The sequence below is a fragment of the Pseudorhodoferax soli genome (genome assembly GCF_003337555.1).
GTDB lineage: Bacteria > Pseudomonadota > Gammaproteobacteria > Burkholderiales > Burkholderiaceae_C > Pseudorhodoferax > Pseudorhodoferax soli.
In genome coordinates, this window is sequence record NZ_QPJK01000008.1 from 109661 (window position 1) to 130827 (window position 21167).

Consider the following 21167-nt stretch of genomic DNA (forward strand, 5'->3'; position numbering starts at 1 on the left):
ACGTGCGAATCAGGTACTACGATCAGCTACCGGAGAACAAAAGTGTCGATATCTCGTTTGAATCTTCTGAAGATCGCTCTGCTGGTTTTCGGATCCATATTTTGCTTGGTTTATCCGATCGCGGTTGTATGGCCATCGGGATGGCTGTGGCACGTAGGGCCGCCAGCCTCTTCTCACTACTTCATGATGATTGTGGGCATTTACGCAACTCTGGGAGTGTTGTTGATCCGCGCTTCACGCAATCCGATGGCGCATCGGTCGCTGATTGACTTTACGATTTGGTCCAGTGTTGTGCACGGCTTGATCATGGCGGTCCAATCCTTCGGCCCAGGTTCGCATATGGGCCATATGCTGGGTGACGTGCCTGCATTGTTGCTCGTCGCGATCGTGCTGGGTGCGTTGACCTACACCGGCGGCGTAACGGCTGAGGGGAGCGAAGACGGGCGTCCTGGTTGATTCCTCTTGATTGTCCGGCGAGTCAACGGGCCGTGGAGATGACGCCGGGGGACCCGAGCAGCTTGACCATTAACACGGACCAGTTTGCTTATAGGATCCACCAGCCGCAACTTTCATGACAGAGTTCTTTCGCCGACACGACCTTTCCGATCGACATTGGGCGGTACTCGATCCCCCTCTTCCCGGTCAAGCGGGACAATTCTGGCCCCGCCCCAGGGCCTGGACGTGGCGGTGCTGGATGCGCTGATGCTCATCGATTGACCCTCGCGCGATTTTGCGCCGCATTTTTGGAGATTTCCATGCAAGCAGATCCTTTCGACCCAACCCGATTGGCCCCGGACGTCCTGGCGGTGCTGACCGACATGGCGGCCTCCGGGGCACCGGCGCTGGAGTCATTGCCCATCACCGAAATGCGCATGGCCTACCTGCAGGTGGGCGCGCTCCTGGGCGATGAGCCCATACCAGTTGGAGAAACATGGGACTTGCATGCCACCGGACCGGGCGGCCCGATTCCCTTGCGGCTCTATGTACCCAAGACAGGCGTCGCGCCCTATCCCACCACGATCTACCTGCATGGCGGCGGCTGGTCGCTGGGCGGTCTGGACACCCACGACAAGGTTTGCCGACGGCTGGTCAACACGACCGGGTGCGCGGTGGTTGCGGTGGACTATCGACTCGCTCCCGAGCACCCGGCACCAGCAGCGCCGGACGACGCGGTGGCCGCGGTGCGCTGGGTCGCGGCGCAGGCCACGACGCTGGGACTGGATGCCAGCCGGCTGGCCATTGCTGGCGACAGTGCCGGCGGCAGCCTGGCGGCGGTGGTCTGTCAGCAGTTGCGTGGCAGCGAGGTGTCACTACGCGCCCAGGTGCTGATCTATCCGTGCACCGACGTGAGTCCTGCCGGGGATGCATTCGACTCGCGGCGCAAGAATGGCGCGGTGCCGCCGCTGACTCTGGAAGCGATGCGGGCCATGGTCATCCCGTTCCTTGCCAATGGTTTCGACACCCGCGATCCGCGCGTGTCGCCACGGCTTGCGTCTGACCTGCACGGACTGCCGCCGGCCCTGATCGTGACCGGGGAGTGCGACATCCTCCTGGATGACGGCCGACTGTACAGGGATGCGCTGAGTGAGGCCGGCGTGCCCGTGGAGTACATCGAATACCCGGGCATGATCCATGGCTTCATCGAAATGGCCGGCGTGCTGCCGGCAGCGCAGACAGCTATGGAGCAGGCTGCAGCCTTCCTGAGCGTGCATCTGGATCTGGCAACGGCCCGGTCTTAGCGCCTGCCGACCCTGGCCGCATATACGGCCAGGGTCGGTGGTGCAAGCGCTCAACGATTTCCTGGTGTTCGGCACCGTGGCCGTAGCCTCTTTCGGGGCGGGCCGGCTGCTGAACACCTCAGACTGAGAAACCATCAACAGCCTGATGCTGCCGCTCATCGCGGGCGTGCTGACCATGCTGGGCTGGCTGGCCTGGCGCCAACGCCGGCTGTCGGTCGCGCCATGACGCCGTCTGGGTCCAGCGGAGCGTATGGATCAGCTCGGTTTCAAGTGCGATGCATTGAGACCATGAGGGGCTCGTGATGACGGCCAGTGACCGGCAACTCACGCAGAAAGCGGTGGCTTATCTGGCGCCCCTGCACATGGGGGGGGCGCGGGTCACTTCACAGCCCTGGGCCTCGTGATCGAAAGTTGAATCCTCCGCCGCAACTACGCGCCGATGAGCAGCTAGATCGGAATCCTCCAGGCAAAGCTGCCAGATGATGCATCGGCCCGATTAAGCGAAACTAAGCGCCACGAGGTCATCTTCGTTCGCTGACGCGAGACGGATTTCTGGCCTAACATGATCGTTGGGACGAACGAGATGGAGCGAAAATGCGGGTGCTACTGGTGGAGGACGACGAACTGATCGGCAAGGGCATTGTGGCCGGTTTGCGCAAGCACGGCATCATCGTCCACCACGTCAGTTCGGCAGAGGAAGCAGACGCTGCGCATGCGGAAGAGACCTTCCATGCCTTGGTACTCGATCTCGGTCTGCCCGACCGTGATGGCCTGGACCTGCTAGGAAGCGTGCGAACCGTCGAGCCTCAGCTGCCGGTTTTGATCCTCACTGCACGGGATGCCATCGAACACAAGCTCAAGGGGCTGCATGAAGGCGCTGACGACTACATGGTCAAACCGTTCGATCTGCGTGAACTTGCAGCTCGGTTGCACGCGCTGGTCAGGCGCACGCAAGGCCGTGCGGCCCAGGTCATCTCGGCCGGCCCCCTTCGATTGGAGCCGGAGAGCGGGCTGGCCTGGTTCCAGGGCGCGTCCGTCACCTTGTCGCGCCGCGAGGTCGATCTGCTGGCCCAGCTCGCCAGCGCCGATGGCAGGTGGGTCCCGCCTGACATGCTCAACGAGCGCTTATACGGTCTGGGGGAAGAAATCGGCAGCAATGCGCTCAACGTGCATATCCACAACATCCGCCGCAAGCTCGGCGCTGAAGCCATCCAGACGGTCCGTGGGCTCGGCTATCGGCTGGGCTGGAGGCTTGCATCATGAGCCTGCGCCTTCGCGCCGTTCTGATCGCTGGTATTTCGCTGTTGGTTCTATGGGGTGCTGCCGCCGGCTGGATGATGCGCGGCGTTCATTCCAATCTCGATCGAACCCTCGACGGCCGCCTTGCCATGTCGGCACGCATGGTGTCGGGGCTTCTTGAGCGCGCAGCGCTGGCTCCGAATTCGGCGGCCACCGACTTCACCGAGGCGGTGCGCGTCAGTGGTAAGGAGGGTATCGCCTGCGAAATCCGATCCTTGCAAGGAGAAATCCTGGCACGAACAAACACTGGACCTCACTCAGAATTCGAGTCACTGCCAGCCGGCCTCAGCACGCAGGATGTTTTGGGACATCAATGGAGAGTCTACGTTCTCCGTGCCAATGGCTACCAGATCACGACGGCGGATCGCGTGGATCAGCGGGATATGCTGATCGATGAATTGCTGAGTGTGGCTGGCGTGCCATTCCTGATTGCTTTTCTTGGCGGCCTGGCTGCTCTTTGGATCGGCATCGGCCGGGGACTGGCTCCGCTGGAGACTCTGTCGCAGCAATTGCGTGACAAACACGCGGACGACACCTCCCCAATCGCCGTCAACCATTCGCCCTCGGAACTGCGTCCGGTTCTGGACGCCATGAATGGGCTGCTCAAGCGCTTGGCACGGACACTCGCCAGCCAGCGGGCATTTACCGATGCCGCAGCGCACGAGTTGCGGACGCCGTTGACCGTAATCGATACGCATCTGCAGGTAGCCCGAATTAGTGAAGGCGACGAAGTGGCGTCCTCTCTTTCCAGTGCAGAGGAAGGCGTAAAACGACTGAGGCGCACCTTGGACCAGATGATGATACTCGCCCGCGCCGAGGCGTCCGCCGACAAGGCGGATGGTTGCACCTCTGTGATCGCTTCCATCGGCAGCGTGCTGGACCTGTGGAAACCTGAACAAAGTGAACGCTTGTCGTTGAACATTAGCGGCGAGGACATCGGAACTCCGGTGCCCAAGTCGATGCTGGAGACGGCGGTTCGCAATTTGGTTGACAACGCAATACGCTACTCGCCGCGAGATGCTGCGATCGAAGTCGGGGTGTTCCTGGATCCGAGCGCACAGCGGTGTTTGATTACCGTATCGGACCGTGGCCCCGGGCTGACTGCCGAGCAGGCATCCCAGATTGGCCAACGTTTCTGGCGCGGCGATCAGGGCCGGAAAAGCAAGGACGGGGCGGGCTTAGGTATTTCGATTGTACGGGCTATTGCGGAGAGATTTGGCGGGGTACTGAATCTCGAACCCCGGGAAGGGGGAGGCCTGGTTGCGAAATTTTTCGTGCCAACTGACACTGTTCCTAAGAAAAGCCAAGTTTAGTCTGCGGGGCGTAATTTGCATTCAGAACCATAAACTTGCGCCATGCTATGGATAGCGCTGATACGGCTGATGGACGGATCCACGCTGATGTGGTTCGCCTTCGTTCGATCCACCATCCATCGCTTGACATGGGAGTAACCATCCGCAGGGACCAGCCGCATGGCAATGCTCGTGCGGCTGCCGCTCTTGCGACTACAGTGGTGACGAACGCCGTACGAGACCAGCCAGCACTATCCCTATAAGCAATAGGACGGGCTGGTCTCCATAACGAACATACGGCGTTAGGCCGCTCATGCCTTGTACGGTAACGGACAATACGCCCGGTATATGGGGCGGGAGAGCTGCAGCGATCCGTCCCTTTGGATCGATCGAGGCCGTGATGCCTGTATTTGTGGAGGTCAACATGGGCCGAGCGGTCTCGATGCTGCGCAACCGCCCGATCTGCAGATGCTGGCGAAGCGCCCAAGTCTTGCCGAACCAAGCGAGATTACTCAAGTTCACGAGAATGCTCGCACCGGGTCCGCCGCCGGGGTTCGGCAGGAGCGACGGGAGTAGCTCAGAACCGAAAACATCCTCGTAGCAGATATTAAACGCCAAATGCTGGTCACTCACCGAAAACGGCATCTGGACTGGGGCGCCACGATCGAAGTCGCCCAGCGGCATATCCAGCATTCGCGTAAACCACGCGAACCCCGCCGGTACATACTCGCCCCAGGGAACAAGGTGGTGCTTGTCGTAGCGTAGCGGCAGGGATGCCTCGACAAGCTGCTGCAAAGGCGTGCGGGCGTCGAAGCCGATGGCGCTGTTGGTGTAGCGCGAGCTTCCGTCGGCAGCAATGCTATGCAAAGGTACGCCCATCGCAATCACACTGCGCTGGTTCGCCGCTACGTCAAGCCATGTTTTCCAGATAGTCGAGTCGAGCTGATCCTGGAAAACAGGCATGACAGTCTCTGGCAGTACGATCAGATCCGGATGTGGCTCCCTGGGACCCGGTGGCTGTGCAGCCAGCCGCAAATGACTGATGATGCCGTCTTCGAGCAGAGTGGGATCGAACTTCTGCGATTGATCGACATTGCCCTGCACCAGCCTTAGATTCAGTGGTTCGCCTTCGGCCGTCGACCAATCGATGCGAGCCAGTGTCCATCCCATTGCGATCAGGATCAGAACCGTCACCAGCAAGGATATGTGCGAACGTATAGAAGCCGCGACCGGACGCGACAGGAACGCCACTGTCCCCGAGGCGTACGCTGCGAGCAGCGCGACGCCATGCACGCCTAGCAACGGCGCCCAGCCGACCAACGGGCTGTCTACATGGGCGTAGCCAATGTTCAGCCACGGGAAGCCCGAGAACAGCACGCTGCGCAGCCACTCCGAGGCTGCCCAAGCAGCCGACCAGGCCAGCACTTGTGGCAATGCCGCTCCCGGCCGAATGCGAGACTGTAGCCACTTGCTGATCGCACAGGCAAGACCAGGAAACAGCGCGAGAAAGGCAGACAGCGCCACGACGCTCGCACCGGCCAGTGGAGCGGACAAACCACCGTAGTCATGGACGCTGATGAACAGCCAGTACAGGCCAACAGCAAAATAGACGAAGCCGAAGCCCCATCCACGAAGGAATGCCTGCCTGCCGCGCTCGGCAGCGAAGCTGGCGCGGGCCAGCACCGCCAGCGCGAGAATTTGAACGACGGGAAGCGACCACTGAGGCAACGGATCCGAGGCGAACGTTAACGCATGTGCGCTACCGGCGAGCGCCAAGGCTATGGCATTTCGCCACCTCACGAGCATGCTCACGGCCTGAGCATTCCAATGCTCCAGTGTTCCATCAGGGCTTGCCTCAGCTTATTTTACGAATCTCACACGTGAATCGCGAGAATGATGGTTAGACTGGATTAAGCGAAAGTTAAAAGAGACATCGACTGCCCGTGCCCCGGCTACGATGCAGACGGCTGCTCACCGTCTGTGAGGACAGGCTGCGCCAGCCATTCTCGGCCCTTGAGCATGCCGTCCCAATAGACTGGCGGCAGGATGCGTTCCTTCAGCAGCCACGCCAGCGATGAAGGCCGCTTGCCATCGATAAGCCACTTTGGAAACGACGGTGCCAGCTTGCCACCGTAGGCGAACTCGGCTAGCACGATCTTGCCGCGCTCGACGGTGAGCGGGCAGGAGCCATAGCCGTCATAGCTGGCCAGACGCATGGACTCGCTCCGGGCGGCGAGCAGGTTGTGCGCGACCACCGGCGCTTGCTTGCGCGCGGCAGCAGCGGTTTTGGCATTGGTGGTGTTGGTGCAGTCGCCGAGTGCGAAGACATTGGCGTACTTCTTGTGGCGCAGGCTCGATGGGTCCACATCCACCCAGCCGGCTGCGTCCGCCAGCGGACTCACACGGATGAAGTCCGGCGCCTTCTGTGGCGGCACGACATGCAGCAGATCGAACGAGCGGGTGACGCGTTCCTGGGTGCCGTCGGCATGCGTGCAGACGAAAGTGGCTTCATGTGCTGGACCATCGACGGCCACGAGCTGGTTGTTGAACTGCAGGTCGATGCCGTAGGCCTTCACGTACTCCATGAGTGCGGGCACGTAGTCCGGCACGCCGAAGAGCACGCCTCCCGCGTTGCAGAACTCAATGTGGATGTTCTTGAGCATGCCCTGCCGCTTCCAGTGATCGGCCGAAAGGTACATCGCCTTCTGCGGCGCACCCGCGCACTTGATGGGCATGGGCGGCTGTGTGAACAGGGCCTTGCCGCTCCTGAGCTGCTGCACCAACTCCCAGGTGTAGGGCGCGAGATCGTAGCGGTAGTTGGAGGTGACGCCGTTGCGGCCCAATGTTTCCGGCAGGCCCTCAATGCCGTTCCAGTCGAGTTTCAGGCCTGGGCAGACTACGAGCTGCTGGTATTTGACGATGCGGCAGCCATCGAGCACCACGGCGTTGCACTCGGGCTCGAACGCGGCGACGGCCATCTTGATCCACTTGACGCCGCGCGGCAGCACGCTCGCCATCGTGCGTGCCGTGCGGGCGGGCGGAAATACGCCCGCGCCCACCATCGTCCACCCAGGCTGGTAGTAGTGCACGTCCGCCGGATCAATGATGGCGATATCCGCATCCGGCCTGCGCGCCAGCAGGCTGGACGCCACCGCGATGCCCGCCGCGCCTGCGCCGACGATCACGATGTCGTGCGTGGCGTCCACGACGTCGACGGGCGTGCGTCCACCATTTGTAATCCGCCGGGCCACGCCGGAAAGGTCATAGCCGGCCCCGCGTGCGGCTTCGAGGATGGATGCCAGCGGCCGACGCTGCGCCTGGCTCAGCGCCCACAGCGTGGCCGAGCGTGTTCCGGTGCGGCAGTAGGCGAACACCGGACCAGGCAGCTGCGTCATCAGCGCACCGAAGCTGCGCGCCTGTTCATCGGTCACCTTGCCGGGCTCCACGGGCAGGTAGGCGGCCGTCATACCCAGCGCCTGGGCGGCCTGCTCGATTTCATTGAAGCCGGGCTGGTCGCCCGCTTCTCCGTCGGGCCGATTGCAGATCACCGATCGGTAACCGGCCTCGGCGATGACCTTCAGGTCGGTGGCAGCGATCTGGCCGCTGACGGCCAGTTCCTGGTTCAAAGCTTTGATATCCATCAAGGTCTCCTGGTTCGAAATTGTCCTTTCAGCCGGCCGGCGCCGCGCTCACAGGGCATCGATGGGAATCTTGAGATAGTGAACGCCGTTGGATTCGACAGGCGGCAACTGGCCGGCCCGCATGTTCACCTGCACGGATGGCAGCAGCAGCACGGGCATCGCCAGCGTGGCATCGCGCTGCTCGCGCGTGGCCACGAAATCATCCTCGCTGATGCCATCACGCACATGGATGTTTTTCGTGCGTTCCTCGGCCACGGTGGTCTTCCATTGAAGCTCGCGCCCCTCGGGGCGGTAATCGTGGCACATGTAGAGCACGGTATCCGGCGGCAGCGACAGCACGCGGCCGATCGAGCGGAACAGCGTGCGCGCATCGCCACCAGGAAAGTCGCAGCGCGCCGTGCCGTAGTCGGGCATGAACAACGTGTCACCCACGAAGGCCGCGGCAGGCGCATCAGGTGTAGCCTTGTCCTCGATCACATAGGTCATGCACGCAGGCGTATGGCCGGGGGTGTGCATGGCTCGCACTTGCAGCGTGCCGAGCATGAAGGTCTCGCCGTCATCGAACAGACGGTCGAACTGCCGACCATCGCGCGCAAACTCCGGCTCTGCGTTGAAGAGCTGACCGAACACCTGCTGTACGGTGCGGATGTTCGCCCCGATGCCGGTTCGTCCACCCAGGAGCGACTGCAGATACGGCGCGGCGCTCAGGTGATCGGCGTGCACATGCGTCTCCAGAATCCACTGAACGCTCGTCCCCAGTTCCCGCGCACGGTCAGCCATGTGATCCGCGCCGACGCGCGAGGTGCGACCAGATTTGGGGTCGTAGCCGAGCACACTGTCGATGATGGCGCACTGACCGCTTTTCGTGTCCAGCACGATGTAGCTGAAGGTGCTGCTGTCCTCATCAAAGAAGGGTTCGATCTTCACGGTGCCTTTGCCTCGCTGAAAGTATGACCCGCTTGTTTTCGTCCAAGCTCCTTTTGGTCGGGTGTTTGCTGGTTCGTTCTCAAATTTCAGATGGTGCTCGCGCGGGATTAATTCAAAATTAAAAATTCTTGCCGTTGCATGTTCTTACTGGCCGAGGGCCGAGTGAAGAAATCGCTTCTCCACCCGCAGGCTCAGCCACCCAGCATGCGGCGGTTCCAAGGCATGCGCATCAGCAGACGCGCGAGTCCACAGAACCCCGAGACACCGGTAAAGACCAGCCCAGCGCCCACAAAGCCCGAGAGCACATGGAACCAGGGCGAGGCCATGGAGCCCAGCGCTGCGCCCAGTACGATCAGCGAGCCCGCGACAATCTGCACCTGTCGTTGCAGCTCCAGGGGTTGAGAGGCATCGGCCACGACAGGCAGGCCTGCTTTCTTCCAGGCGTCCAGCCCGCCTTCGAGAACGTAGGCGTCGCAGCCCGTGCAGGCCGCCAGCGCCGAAGCGTTCCCCTGGGTCCGGTTGCCCGAGCGGCAGTGGAAGATGACGGCGGGAGCAGCATCAATTGGGAAGCCGGCGCTTTGCAGCCGGTCCATGGGCACATGGCGTGCCTGCGCGATGCGCTCACGGGCGTGTTCGCCCGCCGCACGAATGTCCACCAGAATGGCGCCTTGGTTCATGAGTTCGCGCGCGGCATGGGGTGAGATCAATTTCAGGGACACGGCAACGGCCTCCGAGGGTGGCTCATGGGCAGAAGATGGCTTTGAGCGTGGTGATGAGTCTGGCCACGTCCGGGTTGTCGACACGGTAATGCAGCGTCTGCGACTCGCGCCGGTAGGTCACCAGACCTTCCTCGCGCATCTTGGCCAGGTGCTGGGACAAGGCGGACTGGCTCAACGCCACGTTTTCGAGCAGCGCACCGACGGTCATCTCGCCATGCGAGATCAGCAGACAGAGAACGAGCAGACGATGCTCATTGCCGACGGCCCGCAGCATGGCTGCAGCCTTGGTCGCGCCATGCTGCAAAAACAACTGGTCTTTTTTGTTACTCATCATGGTAGCTTGTATTTCATATTTTTCTAATTTAGCATACGCTAATAAAAGATCAAGGCGCTGCTTCGAGACAGGCTGTGCAGTACATCTTCCGGCCGGTGTTCTCATGCGAAGGCGTGCTTTCACCTGACATCTCACTTCCGGATCCATCCATGCCCCCATCTGGTTCGCTGCCACCACCCACTGCGACAGACGCTCGCCGCAATGTGGGACTGCTGATGGCCGCCCAATCGCTGGGCGGCGCCGCGCCACCCATCATCATTTCGCTGGGCGGCATCGTTGGCCAGATGCTGGCCAGCACCCCTTCGTTGGCCACACTGCCGGTCAGCCTCTACAACCTGGGGCTGGCGCTGTCGACCATTCCTGCGGCCCTGCTGATGCGCCGCCTGGGCCGGCGCGCGGTCTATGCGTTGGGGGCGCTACTGGGTTCGATTTCCGGGCTCATCGCTGCATTGGGCGTGCTATGGGGCAGCTTCGAGACCTTTTGCGTGGGCACGGCGATGGCCGGCTTCTACGGTGCGTGCGTGCAAAGCTACCGCTTCGCGGCCAGCGATGCGGTACCGGTGCCGCAGCGCGCCACCGTCATCTCGCGCATCATGATCGGCGGCCTGATCGCCGCGGTCATTGGCCCGCAGGTCGTCATCTGGACGCGCGACGCCTGGCCCATGGCGCCGTTCGCTGGCAGCTTCCTGGGGCAGGCGGGTTTGGCGCTGCTGGCCTTACCGCTGCTGCTGATGCTGCGCATGCCGCGATCCCAGGCGGCCGCCGTCGTGGGCACGGCGCGTCCGCTTGGGGTGATCGCGCGCAGTCCAGACTTCGTCGTGGCTGTCACGGCGGGCATCGTGTCCTACGGCCTGATGGCCTTCATCATGACCGCCGCGCCAATGGCCATGGTGGGTTGCGGCCACACCGTGGGCGAGGCCGCGCTGGGCATCCAGTGGCACGTGCTGGCCATGTTCGCGCCGAGTTTCTTCACCGGCCGCCTGATCGCGCGTTTCGGCAAGATCGCCATCACGGCGTGCGGACTGGTGTTGATCGGGGCCTCGGGGCTGTTAGCCTTGACCGGGCTCGAACTTCTGCACTTCTGGGGCTCGCTGATCCTGCTGGGCGTAGGCTGGAATTTCGGCTTTATCGGCGCCACGGCCCTAGTGACCGACTGCTACAACGCACCCGAACGTGCCAAGGTGCAGGCGCTCAACGATTTCCTGGTGTTCGGCACCGTGGCCGCAGCCTCTTTCGGATCGGGCCGGCTGCTGAACACCTCAGGCTGGGAAACCATAAACAGCCTGATGCTGCCGCTCATTGCGGGCGTGCTGACCATGCTGGGCTGGCTAGCATGGCGCCACCAACGGCAGTCGGTCGCGCCATGACGCCGGCTAGGTCCAGCGGAGCATATGGATCAGCTCGGTGCGATGCATTGAGACCATGGGGGGCGTGATGACGGCCAGTGACCGGCAACTCACGCAAGACGTGGAGGCTTATCTGGCGCGCCTCTTTTGCCGACCGTTTGATCCTGGACGACAGCCAGCACAGAATATTTAGATTATTTTCTGGCAATGCATATCAAAAGTGCATCGCTGATTTTTCGCAGATTTCCATCGAACCATAATTGGTTCAATCCAGCCAAGAGGAGCAATCATGATCGTTGCAACGGTGACTTTTAAACTTACCAAGTCGTGGACAATTGCCGAGGCGGCCGCGGTTTTTAACTCGACCGCTCCGAAATATTTGGGGAAGCCTGGACTGATACGGAAGTACTATTTCGTGTCCGAGTCTGGTGATCGGGCAGGTGGAATCTATCTTTGGGAGACGAAGGCTGACGCGGAGAAATGCTATGCAGGTGAATGGAGAGCGATTGTTGCGGAAAAGTACGGCGCTGAGCCAGATATTCAGTACGCGGAAGTCCCAGTTTCCGTGGACAATGTGCTAAACATTATTCAGAACGGATAAATCAGAGCATCTCGCAACCGCTCTTCCGCTACATCAAGATAAGCAATCGAATCGGTTTGATCATGCGAAGAATAACCAACGCCATTGCCTCAACACTCGCCAGTTGGTAGTGCCTCGACGAACCGTTCAGTGCATCTGCGTCGGATTTTCCTGCAGAGGGCAAGGCCATCACGCTGATCGGCCCATCCGCAGCAGGCGGTCCGACTGATCGAGTTGCGCGCGACCTTGCCAAGGCGTTGCGCAAGCCTCTTGTGCTAACACCGTGGTGGTCCACAACGTGCTTGGCGCAGGAAGCACAATCGGGACTGCTAAGGCCACGCGCGCCAATCCGGAACCGCAATACAGCGCATCGTGCATGAAGTCCAATGCCCAGCAGCGGTTTGGCTCGCTTGCCAGATCCAGTGGCTGGCAAGGGGGTTCTGGCAACCGCGGTTTGCCCGGCAAATGCTGTGAGACGTGTGTAATGGGATGGGTTCGAACATCGTGAGGCGCCGAGTGGAGCCTGATCAACCGTTGCGGGTGACGTGCTGGTGACATATTGCAATTGCTATGTGGTCGAGCTCATCCACGAACTCCGAATCGTTTATAGGCAAGCGCCACTTTCGTAAGGAACCGATGGCCCGATTATCCCCAAGAAAACTGTTCCAGTGGGCCTGATCGCTCTTTATCTGACCGGCTGAAGGACGGGACGCAGCCCACGAACCTGACGGCGATACGCCGGGCGCATTGGTGCTTTAATTATTGCTGTCGCAGGTGCCTTACGCCATCCCATTACACACAAGTCGTCCAGCCTCGCAGCATCTTGGTTACTTGAAGATTGCGGAGCACCAGGTGAATTAGTCGGAGCACGCGTTCAGGACGCCGGATCTGGGGATGCGCGGCTCGATGCCACGCACGACAGCGCGACCGGCCATGATGCTGCTTCTTGGCCGGGGCTGGGTAAGCCTCGCAACGCGTACCGCGCCAAAGCATGCCCTTAACCGCGCAGAGGATCAGGCCCACGGGCGGGTTTTCCTCGGCAAACATCCTGTGCACCTTCGCGTAGTTGCAATACATGTGCATCTGGCCACGTCGACATGGGTCAAGCCCATGGCAGTCTAAGGACGTGGATGGAGCTCGTTGGATGAACTGTGTTGCCGAGGACGAAAAACAAGGCTACAATTCAGGCCTTCGCTGCTCACGGCGGCGGAGAAAGTGATTGGGAAACAAGGATTTAGCGCCCTAGTGCCTGTCTCGTTTCCCGCTCCAGATCAAAAGGCCTTGCGATTCGTCGCAAGGCCTTTTTTCTTTGTCCGCGCTAGCGGCGGCTGGCTGCGTGCGCCACGCTGGCGGGCACCCTGATCGGCAGGTCCAGCAGCATCTGCGCCATGCCCTTGCCCAGCGGGTCCATGCGCATGGACGACGGGCCGCCGCCGTCCAGCGCCTCGTGCAACAGCAGGTTCATGGCCGCGATGCCGGGCAGGTAGAAGCGTTCGACAGGGCCGTGCGCCATGTGCGCGAAGTAGGCCGCCACCACTTGCGGCGTGAGCCGGTTCCACAGCAGCGGCAGCCATTCGGGCCGGCGCGCGACGATGCCAATGTTGGAGATGTCGCCTTTGTCCCCGCTGCGCGCCCAAGCGAGTTCGACCAGGCGCACTTCCTGCGCAGGCTCGTCGGGTTCGTGCCAGGCCGGCACGTGCGGCAGCGGTGCGGTCGCGCTCTGCTCGCCGCCAGCCCGCACTTCCACGGCCTGGCGTTCGCCATCGAGCCACAGGCCGACCTGCACCGCGCGCTTGTCCAGCAGGAAGGCGAAGGGCTTGACCAGCGGCGACACCGCGGGCCGGCCGCCGCCCGGGCTGGTCGTGCCAGGCGCCCAGGACGTCCCCGACGGCGCAATCTCGCGCGCAAACATCGCCAGCGCGTTCTTGTCCGGATGGTTGGCCACCACGCGCAGCATCACCTCGCGCGCCGCTCCCGTGCGTGCATGCGGTCCGTACAACGTCTCGACACCCAGCACCTCCAGGTAGGTGGAGGTATAGGGCGGCAGGGCCTGGGCCTGCAGGATCTCACCCGTGCGCTCGAGGATGGCCTCGCCCGTGCGGCGCGCCTTCTTCGCCGCGTCGATGCCGATGAACACCATGCTGCCGGCGCAGCGAAAGCCATCGAGCTGCGTGGCCGAGACCTTGTAATGCGGCGTCGGAGCGCTGCCACGGGCCGGACCCACGTGCACGCGGTCCGCATCCAGCTGCGTGATCTCCACGTAGCGGAAGTCGCAGCGCACATCGGGCAGCAGGTAGGCACCCGGGTCGCCGATCTCGTAGAGCAGCTGCTCGGCCACGTTGGCGCGCAGCATCCTGCCGCCCGTGCCCTCGGGCTTGGTCACGACGAAACTGCCATCGGCGCTGCACTCCACGACCGGGTAGCCCATGTGGGCCCAGTCCGGGACGTCCTCCCAGTCCGTGTGCAGGCCGCCGGTGGCCTGGCAGCCGCATTCGATGATGTGGCCGGCCAGGCTGCCCGAGGCCAACCTGTCGTAGTCGTCGGCCGCCCAGCCGAAGGCGTGCATGAGCGCGCCCAGCGTCACGGCGCTGTCCACGCAGCGGCCCGTGATGACGACGTCGGCACCGGCCGCGAGCGCGGCCGCGATGGGCGTGGCGCCCAGGTAGGCGTTGGCGCTCAGCACCTTCTCGGGCAGAGGCTCGCCGGTGAACATGTCGTGCGCGCCGGCCGTGCGCAGCGCCGGCATCTGTGCGCTCACGTCGTCGCCCTCGACGACGGCGATGCGCAGCGCAACGCCCTGCGATTCGGCCAGCGCCTGCAGGGCCGCAGCGCAGCCCCTTGGGTTGATGCCACCGGCGTTGCTGACCACGCGGATGCCCTGGCGCTTGACCTCGGCCAGCACGGACTTCATCGCGATGTCGACGAAGTCCGTCGCATAGCCCAGCTCCGGCTTCCTGGCCCGTGCGGCGGCCAGGATGGCCATGGTGGTCTCTGCCAGGTAGTCGAATACCAGGTAGTCGAGCCGTCCGCCCAGCACGAGTTGCGGCGCCGCCACCATGCTGTCGCCCCAGAAGCCGGACGCTCCGCCGATGCGGACGGTCTTGGCGGTGGTGGCGGCGGTGGTCATGAGGGGTCTCCTGTCGGTGGCTACAAGCAGCTTAGCCCCAAGGCCGCCGCCGCCGCTTGTGTCGAGGCGCTGGCGAAGCGCATTGCAATTTGATCGATAGGCCTCGCATAATCAGCGCAAATATCGTTCAATTTTCAGACAAGTAACCGCTCTCGCATACTGCCCCCGGTCCCCGCCGGGTGGCGTCCTCCAGACATCCGGCCCCGGCGTTCAGCCCGTTTCAACCATGTTCTTCAACCGCCTGCGCGTCGCGCACAAGCTCTGGTCTTCCATGTTGCTGCTGTTGCTCGCCGTCGTGGCGCTCGGCGGCTTGACGCTCTACAACGCCGGCAAGGCGTACCGCCAGTCCCTGCTGGCCATGACGTCGGCGAATGCCCTGATCGAGCAGTCCATGCTCTGGAAGGGCCTGACCGAAGCGGCGGTCATCCGCAGCATGGCGTCGGCCATCAGCGCCGACCCTGCGGTGGGCGAGCTCTTCAAGGCCAACGTGGCCGGCGACGCCGACCGCATCGCCAAGCTGCGCGAGAGCATCACCCAACAGGCCACTGCGCCCACGGACCAGGCCCAGCTCAAGGACATCGTCGCCAAGGGCGGCGCGCTGCTGGCGGCCAGCCGCAAGGCCCGCGAACTCGGCGCCTCTGGCGACCGGGCCGCCGCGATCACACTGGTCCAGGGCGAGTACAGCGCCGCCGCGCGCGCCTACCTGGAGTCGATCGACGTGTTCGTCGAGCTGCAGCGCAAAAAGGGCGTCGATGCGGCCGCCGCGGCCGACCGCGCGCGCGAGGCCAGCGCCTCCTGGGGCGCGGCGGGCGCGGTCGTCGTGGTGTTGCTGGGCATGCTGGTCGCGTGGTGGCTGGTGCGCTCGATCCGCCAGCCCTTGCAGGAGTCGATCCGCGTGGCCACCGCGATCGCCGAGGGCGACCTCACGCAGCGCATCGATGCGCGCCGCTTCGACGAATTCGGCGAACTGATGCGCGCGCTGCAGCACATGAACAGCTCGCTGGCGAACATCGTGGGCAACGTGCGTTCGTCCACCGACAGCATCGCCACCGCTTCCAGCGAGATCGCGCAAGGCAACGCCGACCTGTCCAACCGCACCGAGCAGACCGCCAGCAGCCTGCAGAGCACCGCCTCGTCGATGGAGCAGCTGACCGCCACGGTGCAGCAGACGGCGGGCTCGGCCGGTACCGCCAGCCAGCTGGTGGCCTCGGCCAGCGAGGTGGCCTCGCGCGGTGGCCAGGTCGTGTCGCAGGTGGTCAGCACCATGAGCGACATCAACACCAGCAGCAAGAAGATCAGCGACATCATCGGCGTCATCGACGGCATCGCGTTCCAGACCAACATCCTGGCACTCAACGCGGCGGTAGAAGCTGCGCGCGCGGGCGAACAGGGCCGCGGGTTCGCCGTCGTCGCCAGCGAGGTGCGCAGCCTGGCCGGCCGCTCGGCCGAGGCGGCCAAGGAGATCAAGGGCCTGATCGGCGACTCGGTGCAGAAAGTCGAGAGCGGCACCCAGCTGGTGGCCGACGCGGGCCGCACGATGGAGGAGATCGTGCGTTCGGTGCAGCGCGTGAACGACATCATCGGCGAGATCCGCAGCGCCACATCGGAGCAGAGCCAGGGCATTTCCGGCGTCAACCGGTCGGTCGCGGAACTGGACCAGATGACGCAGCAGAACTCCGCCCTGGTCGAGCAGAGTTCAGCGGCCGCGCAAAGCCTGCGTGAGCAGGCGCAGGGCCTGGCCGGGCTGGTGTCGGTGTTCCGGGTGGGCAGCGTGCACGACGCACGCCCGGCCTTGCCGGGCTGAGCGGCGCTGCAAGGGGCGGCGCCAGCCAGTTCGCGCAAGACCGGGGCGCGTGCTGGCCGCTAGCCTTGGCGCCTACCAGGAGGCCCCATGGACTTTCTCGACGCGCCCGCGCTGCCCTTCTACTTCACGCCCGAGCACGAACAGTTCCGTGCCACGCTGCGTGGCTTCATCGCGCGCGAGATCGCGCCGCACGTGAACGCCTGGGACGAGGCCGAGACCTTCCCGCGCGAGCTGTATGCGCGGGTGGCGGCGCTCGGCGTGCAGGGCCTGGGCTATCCCGAAGAGTATGGCGGCACGCCGGCCGACATCTTCTACCAGCTCATCGTGGCCGAGGAGTTCGCCCGCTGCGGCTGTGGCGGCGTGCAGGCTTCGCTGAACTCGCACAGCATCGCCTTGCCGCCCATCTTGAAGGCCGGCAGTGCCGCCATCCGGCAGCGCGTGATCCCCCCCGTGCTGCGCGGCGAGAAGATCGCCGCCCTCGCCGTGACCGAGCCCAGCGGGGGCTCCGATGTGGCGCACCTGCGCACCACGGCCATCCGCGATGGCGGGCACTATGTGGTCGACGGCGAGAAGACCTTCATCACCTCCGGCATGCGGGCCGACTTCATCACCACGGCCGTGCGCACCGACCCCGCGGTCAAGGGCGCGGGCGGGATCTCGGTGCTGGTGGTCGATGGCGACACACCAGGCCTCACGCGCACGCCGCTGCGCAAGATGGGGTGGTGGAGCTCGGACACCGCCCACCTGCGCTTTGACGGATGCCGCGTGCCCGTGGCCAACCTCGTGGGCGAGGAGAACCATGGCTTCAAGGTGTTCATGCAGAACTTCAACAGCGAACGCCTGTTCATGGCCGCGCTGGCCTGCGGCTTCGCCGAGGTCTGCCTGCGCGAGGCCGTGGACTGGGCGCGCCAGCGCCAGATCGCGGGCAGCGCGCTGGCCGAACGCCAGGTGGTGCGCCACAAGCTGATGGACATGACCCAGCGCATCGACAGTGCCCGCACGCTGCTGTATGAGCTGGCCTGGCGCATCGAGCACCGGCATGCGCGCCCGGCCCAGCTCGTGGCCCGCGTCTGCCTGGCCAAGGTGCAGGCCACCCAGGCCATGCAGTTCTGCGCCGATCAGGCGGTGCAGCTGCTGGGCGGCATGGGCTTCATGCGCGGCACGGCCAGCGAGCGCATCTACCGCGAGGTCAAGGTCATGATGATCGGCGGCGGGTCGGAGGAGGTCATGAAGGACCTCGCGGCGCGGCAGCTGGGCCTCTGAGCCCTTGTGGCCCGCAGCCAGTTGGCGCAAGACCGCCTTCGGGCCGCTGCCTAAGCTCTTGGCCACACCCGAGCCAACAGCACCATGAGCACCATCGAGTCCACCATCTTTCCCGGCAGCGACGCCTTCGAAGCCAACCGTGCCGGCATGCTGGCCCTGCTCGAACGCGTGGACGGCTACGTACAGCGCAGCGTCGCCACCTCGGGCAAGTCGCGTGAGCGTTTCGAGAAACGGGGCCAGTTGCTGCCACGCGAACGCCTGGCGCTGCTGCTGGACCCCGGCACGCCGTTCCTGGAAATCGGCGCGCTGGCCGGCCTCGGCCTGGACAACCCCGATCTGGAGAAGAGCGTGCCCGGCGGCGGCGTGATCGGCGGCATCGGCTGGGTGTCGGGTGTGCGCGTGATGGTCAACGCCTCGGACTCGGGCATCGACGCCGGTGCGCTGCAGCCCATGGGCATCCCCAAGCAGCTGCGCCTGCAGGAGCTGGCCCTGGAGAACAAGCTGCCCTATGTGCAGCTGGTCGAGAGCGCCGGCGCCAACCTCATGACCTACCAGGTCGAGGAGTTCGTCACCGGCGGCAACCTGTTCCGCAACATCGCGCGCATCTCTGCCGCAGGGCTGCCGGTGGTCACCGTCACCCACGGCTCGTCCACGGCGGGCGGCGCCTACCAGACCGGCCTGTCGGACTACATCGTCATGGTGCGCGGCCGCTCGCGCGCCTTCCTGGCCGGCCCGCCGCTGCTCAAAGCCGCCACCGGCGAGATCGCGACGGAAGAGGAGCTGGGCGGCGCCGAGATGCACACCACCATCTCGGGCCTGGGCGATTACCTGGCCGAGGACGACCGCGACGCGATCCGCCTGGCGCGCGAGATCCTGGCCGGCATCGACTGGCAGCGCGGCATGCCGGCCGAGCCCGCGCGCAGCTTCAAGCCGCCGCGCTACGAGGCCGAGGAGTTGCTGGGCATCATGCCCATGGACCACAAGCGCCCGGTGGACATGAAGCAGGTCGTCGCGCGCATCGCTGACGATTCCGAGTTCCTGGAGTTCGGCGCCAACTACGGCAGCGCCACCGTGGTCGGCCACATCAAGGTCGAGGGCATGCCGCTGGGCGTCGTCACCAACAACGGCCCGATCGACCCGGCCGGCGCGAGCAAGGCCACGCACTTCATCCAGGCCTGCTGCCAGAGCCGCACGCCGATCCTGTACCTCAACAACACGACGGGCTTCATGGTGGGCAAGTCGTACGAGGAGGCCGGCATCATCAAGCACGGCTCCAAGATGATCCAGGCCGTGACCAACGCCACCGTGCCGCAGATCACCATCTACTGCGGCGCCTCGTTCGGCGCCGGCAACTATGGCATGTGTGGCCGCGGTTTCCACCCGCGCTTCTGCTTCTCCTGGCCGAATGCCAAGACCGCCGTGATGGGCGGCGAGCAGGCGGCGCAGACCATGGTCAACGTGACCGAGGCCGCGATGAAGCGCAAGGGCGGCGAGGTCGACCGCGCCAAGCTGGCCGAGATGGAGCGCCGCATCATCGATCGCTTCGACAGCCAGATGAGCGTGTTCACCACCAGCGCGCGCATGCTGGACGATGCCGTGATCGACCCGCGCGACACGCGCGAGGTGCTGGCCCGTGTGCTGTCGATCTGCCGCGATGCCGCGCTGCGCCAGCCGCAGCCGATGCAGTTTTCCGTAGCCCGTCCCTGAAGGACCCCAGCGATGCAACTGACGCCCGAACACGAGAGCGTGCGCGACACGCTGGTCCGCTTCATCGACAAGGAGGTCAATCCGTTCGTCGACGAATGGGAGCGCGCTGAAATCTTCCCCGCCCACCAGGTCTTCGGCCGCCTGGGCGCGCTCGGCATGCTGGGCCTGACCAAGCCTGCCGAAAACGGCGGCGCCGGCCTGGACTACTCCTACGGCGCCGTGATGGCCGAGGCCCTGGCCCACATGCACTGCGGTGGCATCCCCATGGCCATCGGCGTGCAGACCGACATGGCCACGCCGGCGCTCGCCCACCGCGGCAGCCGGGAGCTGCGCGACGAGTTCCTCGCGCCCGCCATCTCCGGCGAGTACGTGGCCTGCCTGGGCGTCTCCGAAGTCGGCAGCGGCTCGGACGTGGCCTCGGTCAAGACCACCGCGCGCAAGGAGGGCGGCGACTACGTCATCGACGGCGGCAAGATGTGGACCACCAACGGCACGCAGGCCGACTTCTGCGTGGTGCTGGCCAACACCTCGGAAGGCGCCTCGCACAAGAACAAGTCGCTGATCGTCGTGCCGATGAAAACGCCCGGCGTGAGCGTGGCGCGCAAGCTCCGCAAGATGGGCATGCACGCGTCTGACACGGCGCAGCTGCACTTCGACGGCGTGCGCGTGCCGCAGCGCTACCGGATCGGCGAGGAGGGCATGGGCTTCATCTACCAGATGGAGCAGTTCCAGATCGAGCGTCTGTGGGGCGCACTCAACTGCGGTGCCATGGCCCAGCGCGCCATCGACACCACCGTCGCCTACACACGCGAGCGCCGCGCCTTCGGCCGCTCCATCCTGGACAACCAGTGGGTGCACTTCAAGCTGGCCGAACTGCAGACCGAGGTGGCGGCCTTGCGCGCGCTGAGCTGGCAGGGCGTGCAGCAGGTCGTGGCCGGCCAGGACGCCACGCGCACCGCCACCATGGCCAAGCTCAAGGCCGGCCGCGTGATCCGCGAGGTGGCCGACGGCTGCCTGCAGTTCTGGGGCGGCATGGGCTACATGGACGAAACGCCGATCTCGCGCATCTTCCGCGACGGGCGGTTGACGTCCATTGGCGGTGGGGCGGACGAGGTGATGCTGCAGATCTTGTCGAAGTTCATGGGCACGTTCCCGACGGGGCATTGACATGCCGTTGCACGCATTCCTGCTGGCCGCGGCGCGGGACCCCGCCGACGGCATGCCCTGTTCCGCGAATGTCCCCCGCCCCGGGCCGCAGGCGGCCCGGGGCTCCTCCTTTATTTCGCTGCACAGGGCATGCCATCGACGTGGTCTATCAGCCTCGCGTCGCATGTGCCAGCACGACGAGGCGTCTCCAAGGTCGAGGGTACCGGGTGGCTCCTGCAGCGA

The 21167-nt window shown here is 64.3% G+C and carries 16 protein-coding genes and 3 pseudogenes; 12 read left to right on the forward strand and 7 right to left on the reverse strand.

Annotation, left to right across the window (positions count from 1 at the left end; genetic code table 11):
* Positions 1-57: 57 nt before the first annotated feature.
* The 5 genes and pseudogenes from DES41_RS25865 (at position 58) to DES41_RS25885 (ending at position 4351) form a co-directional block, all read left to right on the forward strand.
* On the forward strand, positions 58-456 hold the full coding sequence (locus DES41_RS25865) for a DUF6632 domain-containing protein (protein WP_245965872.1): 399 nt from the start codon (positions 58-60) through the stop codon (positions 454-456).
* A 299-nt stretch (positions 457-755) separates the two neighbouring features.
* The gene (locus tag DES41_RS25870; protein WP_114470503.1) at positions 756-1739 is read left to right on the forward strand and encodes an alpha/beta hydrolase; all 984 of its coding nucleotides are present in this window, start codon (positions 756-758) and stop codon (positions 1737-1739) included.
* 40 nt (positions 1740-1779) lie between these two features.
* Positions 1780-1965, forward strand: a pseudogene (locus DES41_RS39275) (MFS transporter); the annotation flags it as partial.
* Between the two features lie 368 nt (positions 1966-2333).
* The gene (locus DES41_RS25880) at positions 2334-3002 is read left to right on the forward strand and encodes a response regulator (protein ID WP_114470504.1); all 669 of its coding nucleotides are present in this window, start codon (positions 2334-2336) and stop codon (positions 3000-3002) included.
* On the forward strand, positions 2999-4351 hold the full coding sequence (locus DES41_RS25885) for an ATP-binding protein (protein WP_114470505.1): 1353 nt from the start codon (positions 2999-3001) through the stop codon (positions 4349-4351). The genes DES41_RS25880 and DES41_RS25885 overlap by 4 nt, the downstream gene beginning before the upstream one ends.
* Before the next feature lie 192 nt (positions 4352-4543).
* Here DES41_RS25885 and lnt read toward each other — a convergent pair whose 3' ends face one another.
* The 5 genes from lnt to DES41_RS25910 all read right to left on the reverse strand — a co-directional run bounded on the left by lnt (position 4544) and on the right by DES41_RS25910 (position 9951).
* Positions 4544-6136 (reverse strand): apolipoprotein N-acyltransferase, encoded by a 1593-nt coding sequence (gene lnt, locus DES41_RS25890; protein ID WP_211333093.1) that lies wholly within the window; start codon positions 6134-6136, stop codon positions 4544-4546.
* A 146-nt stretch (positions 6137-6282) separates the two neighbouring features.
* Positions 6283-7971 (reverse strand): bifunctional protein tyrosine phosphatase family protein/NAD(P)/FAD-dependent oxidoreductase, encoded by a 1689-nt coding sequence (locus DES41_RS25895; protein ID WP_114470507.1) that lies wholly within the window; start codon positions 7969-7971, stop codon positions 6283-6285.
* A gap of 48 nt (positions 7972-8019) precedes the next feature.
* Entirely contained in the window at positions 8020-8898 is an 879-nt protein-coding gene (locus DES41_RS25900) for an MBL fold metallo-hydrolase (RefSeq protein ID WP_114470508.1), read from the reverse strand.
* 191 nt (positions 8899-9089) lie between these two features.
* Complete coding sequence (locus tag DES41_RS25905) at positions 9090-9617, reverse strand: rhodanese family protein (protein ID WP_114470509.1); 528 nt, start codon at positions 9615-9617, stop codon at positions 9090-9092.
* Positions 9618-9639: 22 nt separating this feature from the next.
* The gene (locus DES41_RS25910; protein ID WP_114470510.1) at positions 9640-9951 is read right to left on the reverse strand and encodes an ArsR/SmtB family transcription factor; all 312 of its coding nucleotides are present in this window, start codon (positions 9949-9951) and stop codon (positions 9640-9642) included.
* Positions 9952-10166: 215 nt separating this feature from the next.
* Between DES41_RS25910 and DES41_RS25915 the strand changes: the two genes are divergently transcribed.
* The 3 genes and pseudogenes from DES41_RS25915 to DES41_RS39280 form a co-directional block, all read left to right on the forward strand.
* Positions 10167-11318 (forward strand): MFS transporter, encoded by a 1152-nt coding sequence (locus DES41_RS25915; RefSeq protein WP_425466396.1) that lies wholly within the window; start codon positions 10167-10169, stop codon positions 11316-11318.
* Between the two features lie 268 nt (positions 11319-11586).
* Positions 11587-11898, forward strand: coding sequence for a YdhR family protein (locus tag DES41_RS25920; RefSeq protein ID WP_114470512.1), 312 nt, complete (start codon positions 11587-11589; stop codon positions 11896-11898).
* Positions 11899-12029: 131 nt separating this feature from the next.
* Positions 12030-12232 (forward strand): annotated as a pseudogene (locus DES41_RS39280) (tripartite tricarboxylate transporter substrate binding protein BugD); the annotation flags it as partial.
* A 519-nt stretch (positions 12233-12751) separates the two neighbouring features.
* On the opposite strand, the pseudogene DES41_RS25930 reads toward DES41_RS39280, so the two are convergent.
* A pseudogene (locus DES41_RS25930) lies at positions 12752-12966 on the reverse strand (PDDEXK nuclease domain-containing protein); the annotation flags it as partial.
* A 229-nt stretch (positions 12967-13195) separates the two neighbouring features.
* Positions 13196-15004 (reverse strand): acyclic terpene utilization AtuA family protein, encoded by a 1809-nt coding sequence (locus DES41_RS25935; protein WP_114470513.1) that lies wholly within the window; start codon positions 15002-15004, stop codon positions 13196-13198.
* 226 nt (positions 15005-15230) lie between these two features.
* Here DES41_RS25935 and DES41_RS25940 point away from each other — a divergent pair, with 226 nt between their 5' ends.
* The 4 genes from DES41_RS25940 to DES41_RS25955 all read left to right on the forward strand — a co-directional run bounded on the left by DES41_RS25940 (position 15231) and on the right by DES41_RS25955 (position 20945).
* Positions 15231-16808, forward strand: a complete 1578-nt coding sequence (locus tag DES41_RS25940) for a methyl-accepting chemotaxis protein (protein WP_114470514.1) — start codon at positions 15231-15233, stop codon at positions 16806-16808.
* Between the two features lie 87 nt (positions 16809-16895).
* The gene (locus DES41_RS25945) at positions 16896-18071 is read left to right on the forward strand and encodes an acyl-CoA dehydrogenase family protein (RefSeq protein WP_114470515.1); all 1176 of its coding nucleotides are present in this window, start codon (positions 16896-16898) and stop codon (positions 18069-18071) included.
* Between the two features lie 84 nt (positions 18072-18155).
* Complete coding sequence (locus DES41_RS25950) at positions 18156-19778, forward strand: acyl-CoA carboxylase subunit beta (protein WP_114470516.1); 1623 nt, start codon at positions 18156-18158, stop codon at positions 19776-19778.
* A gap of 12 nt (positions 19779-19790) precedes the next feature.
* Positions 19791-20945 carry an acyl-CoA dehydrogenase family protein gene (locus DES41_RS25955; protein WP_114470517.1) on the forward strand — a complete coding sequence of 385 codons (1155 nt, stop codon included), beginning with the start codon at positions 19791-19793 and terminating at the stop codon, positions 20943-20945.
* The last annotated feature ends 222 nt before the right edge of the window (positions 20946-21167 follow it).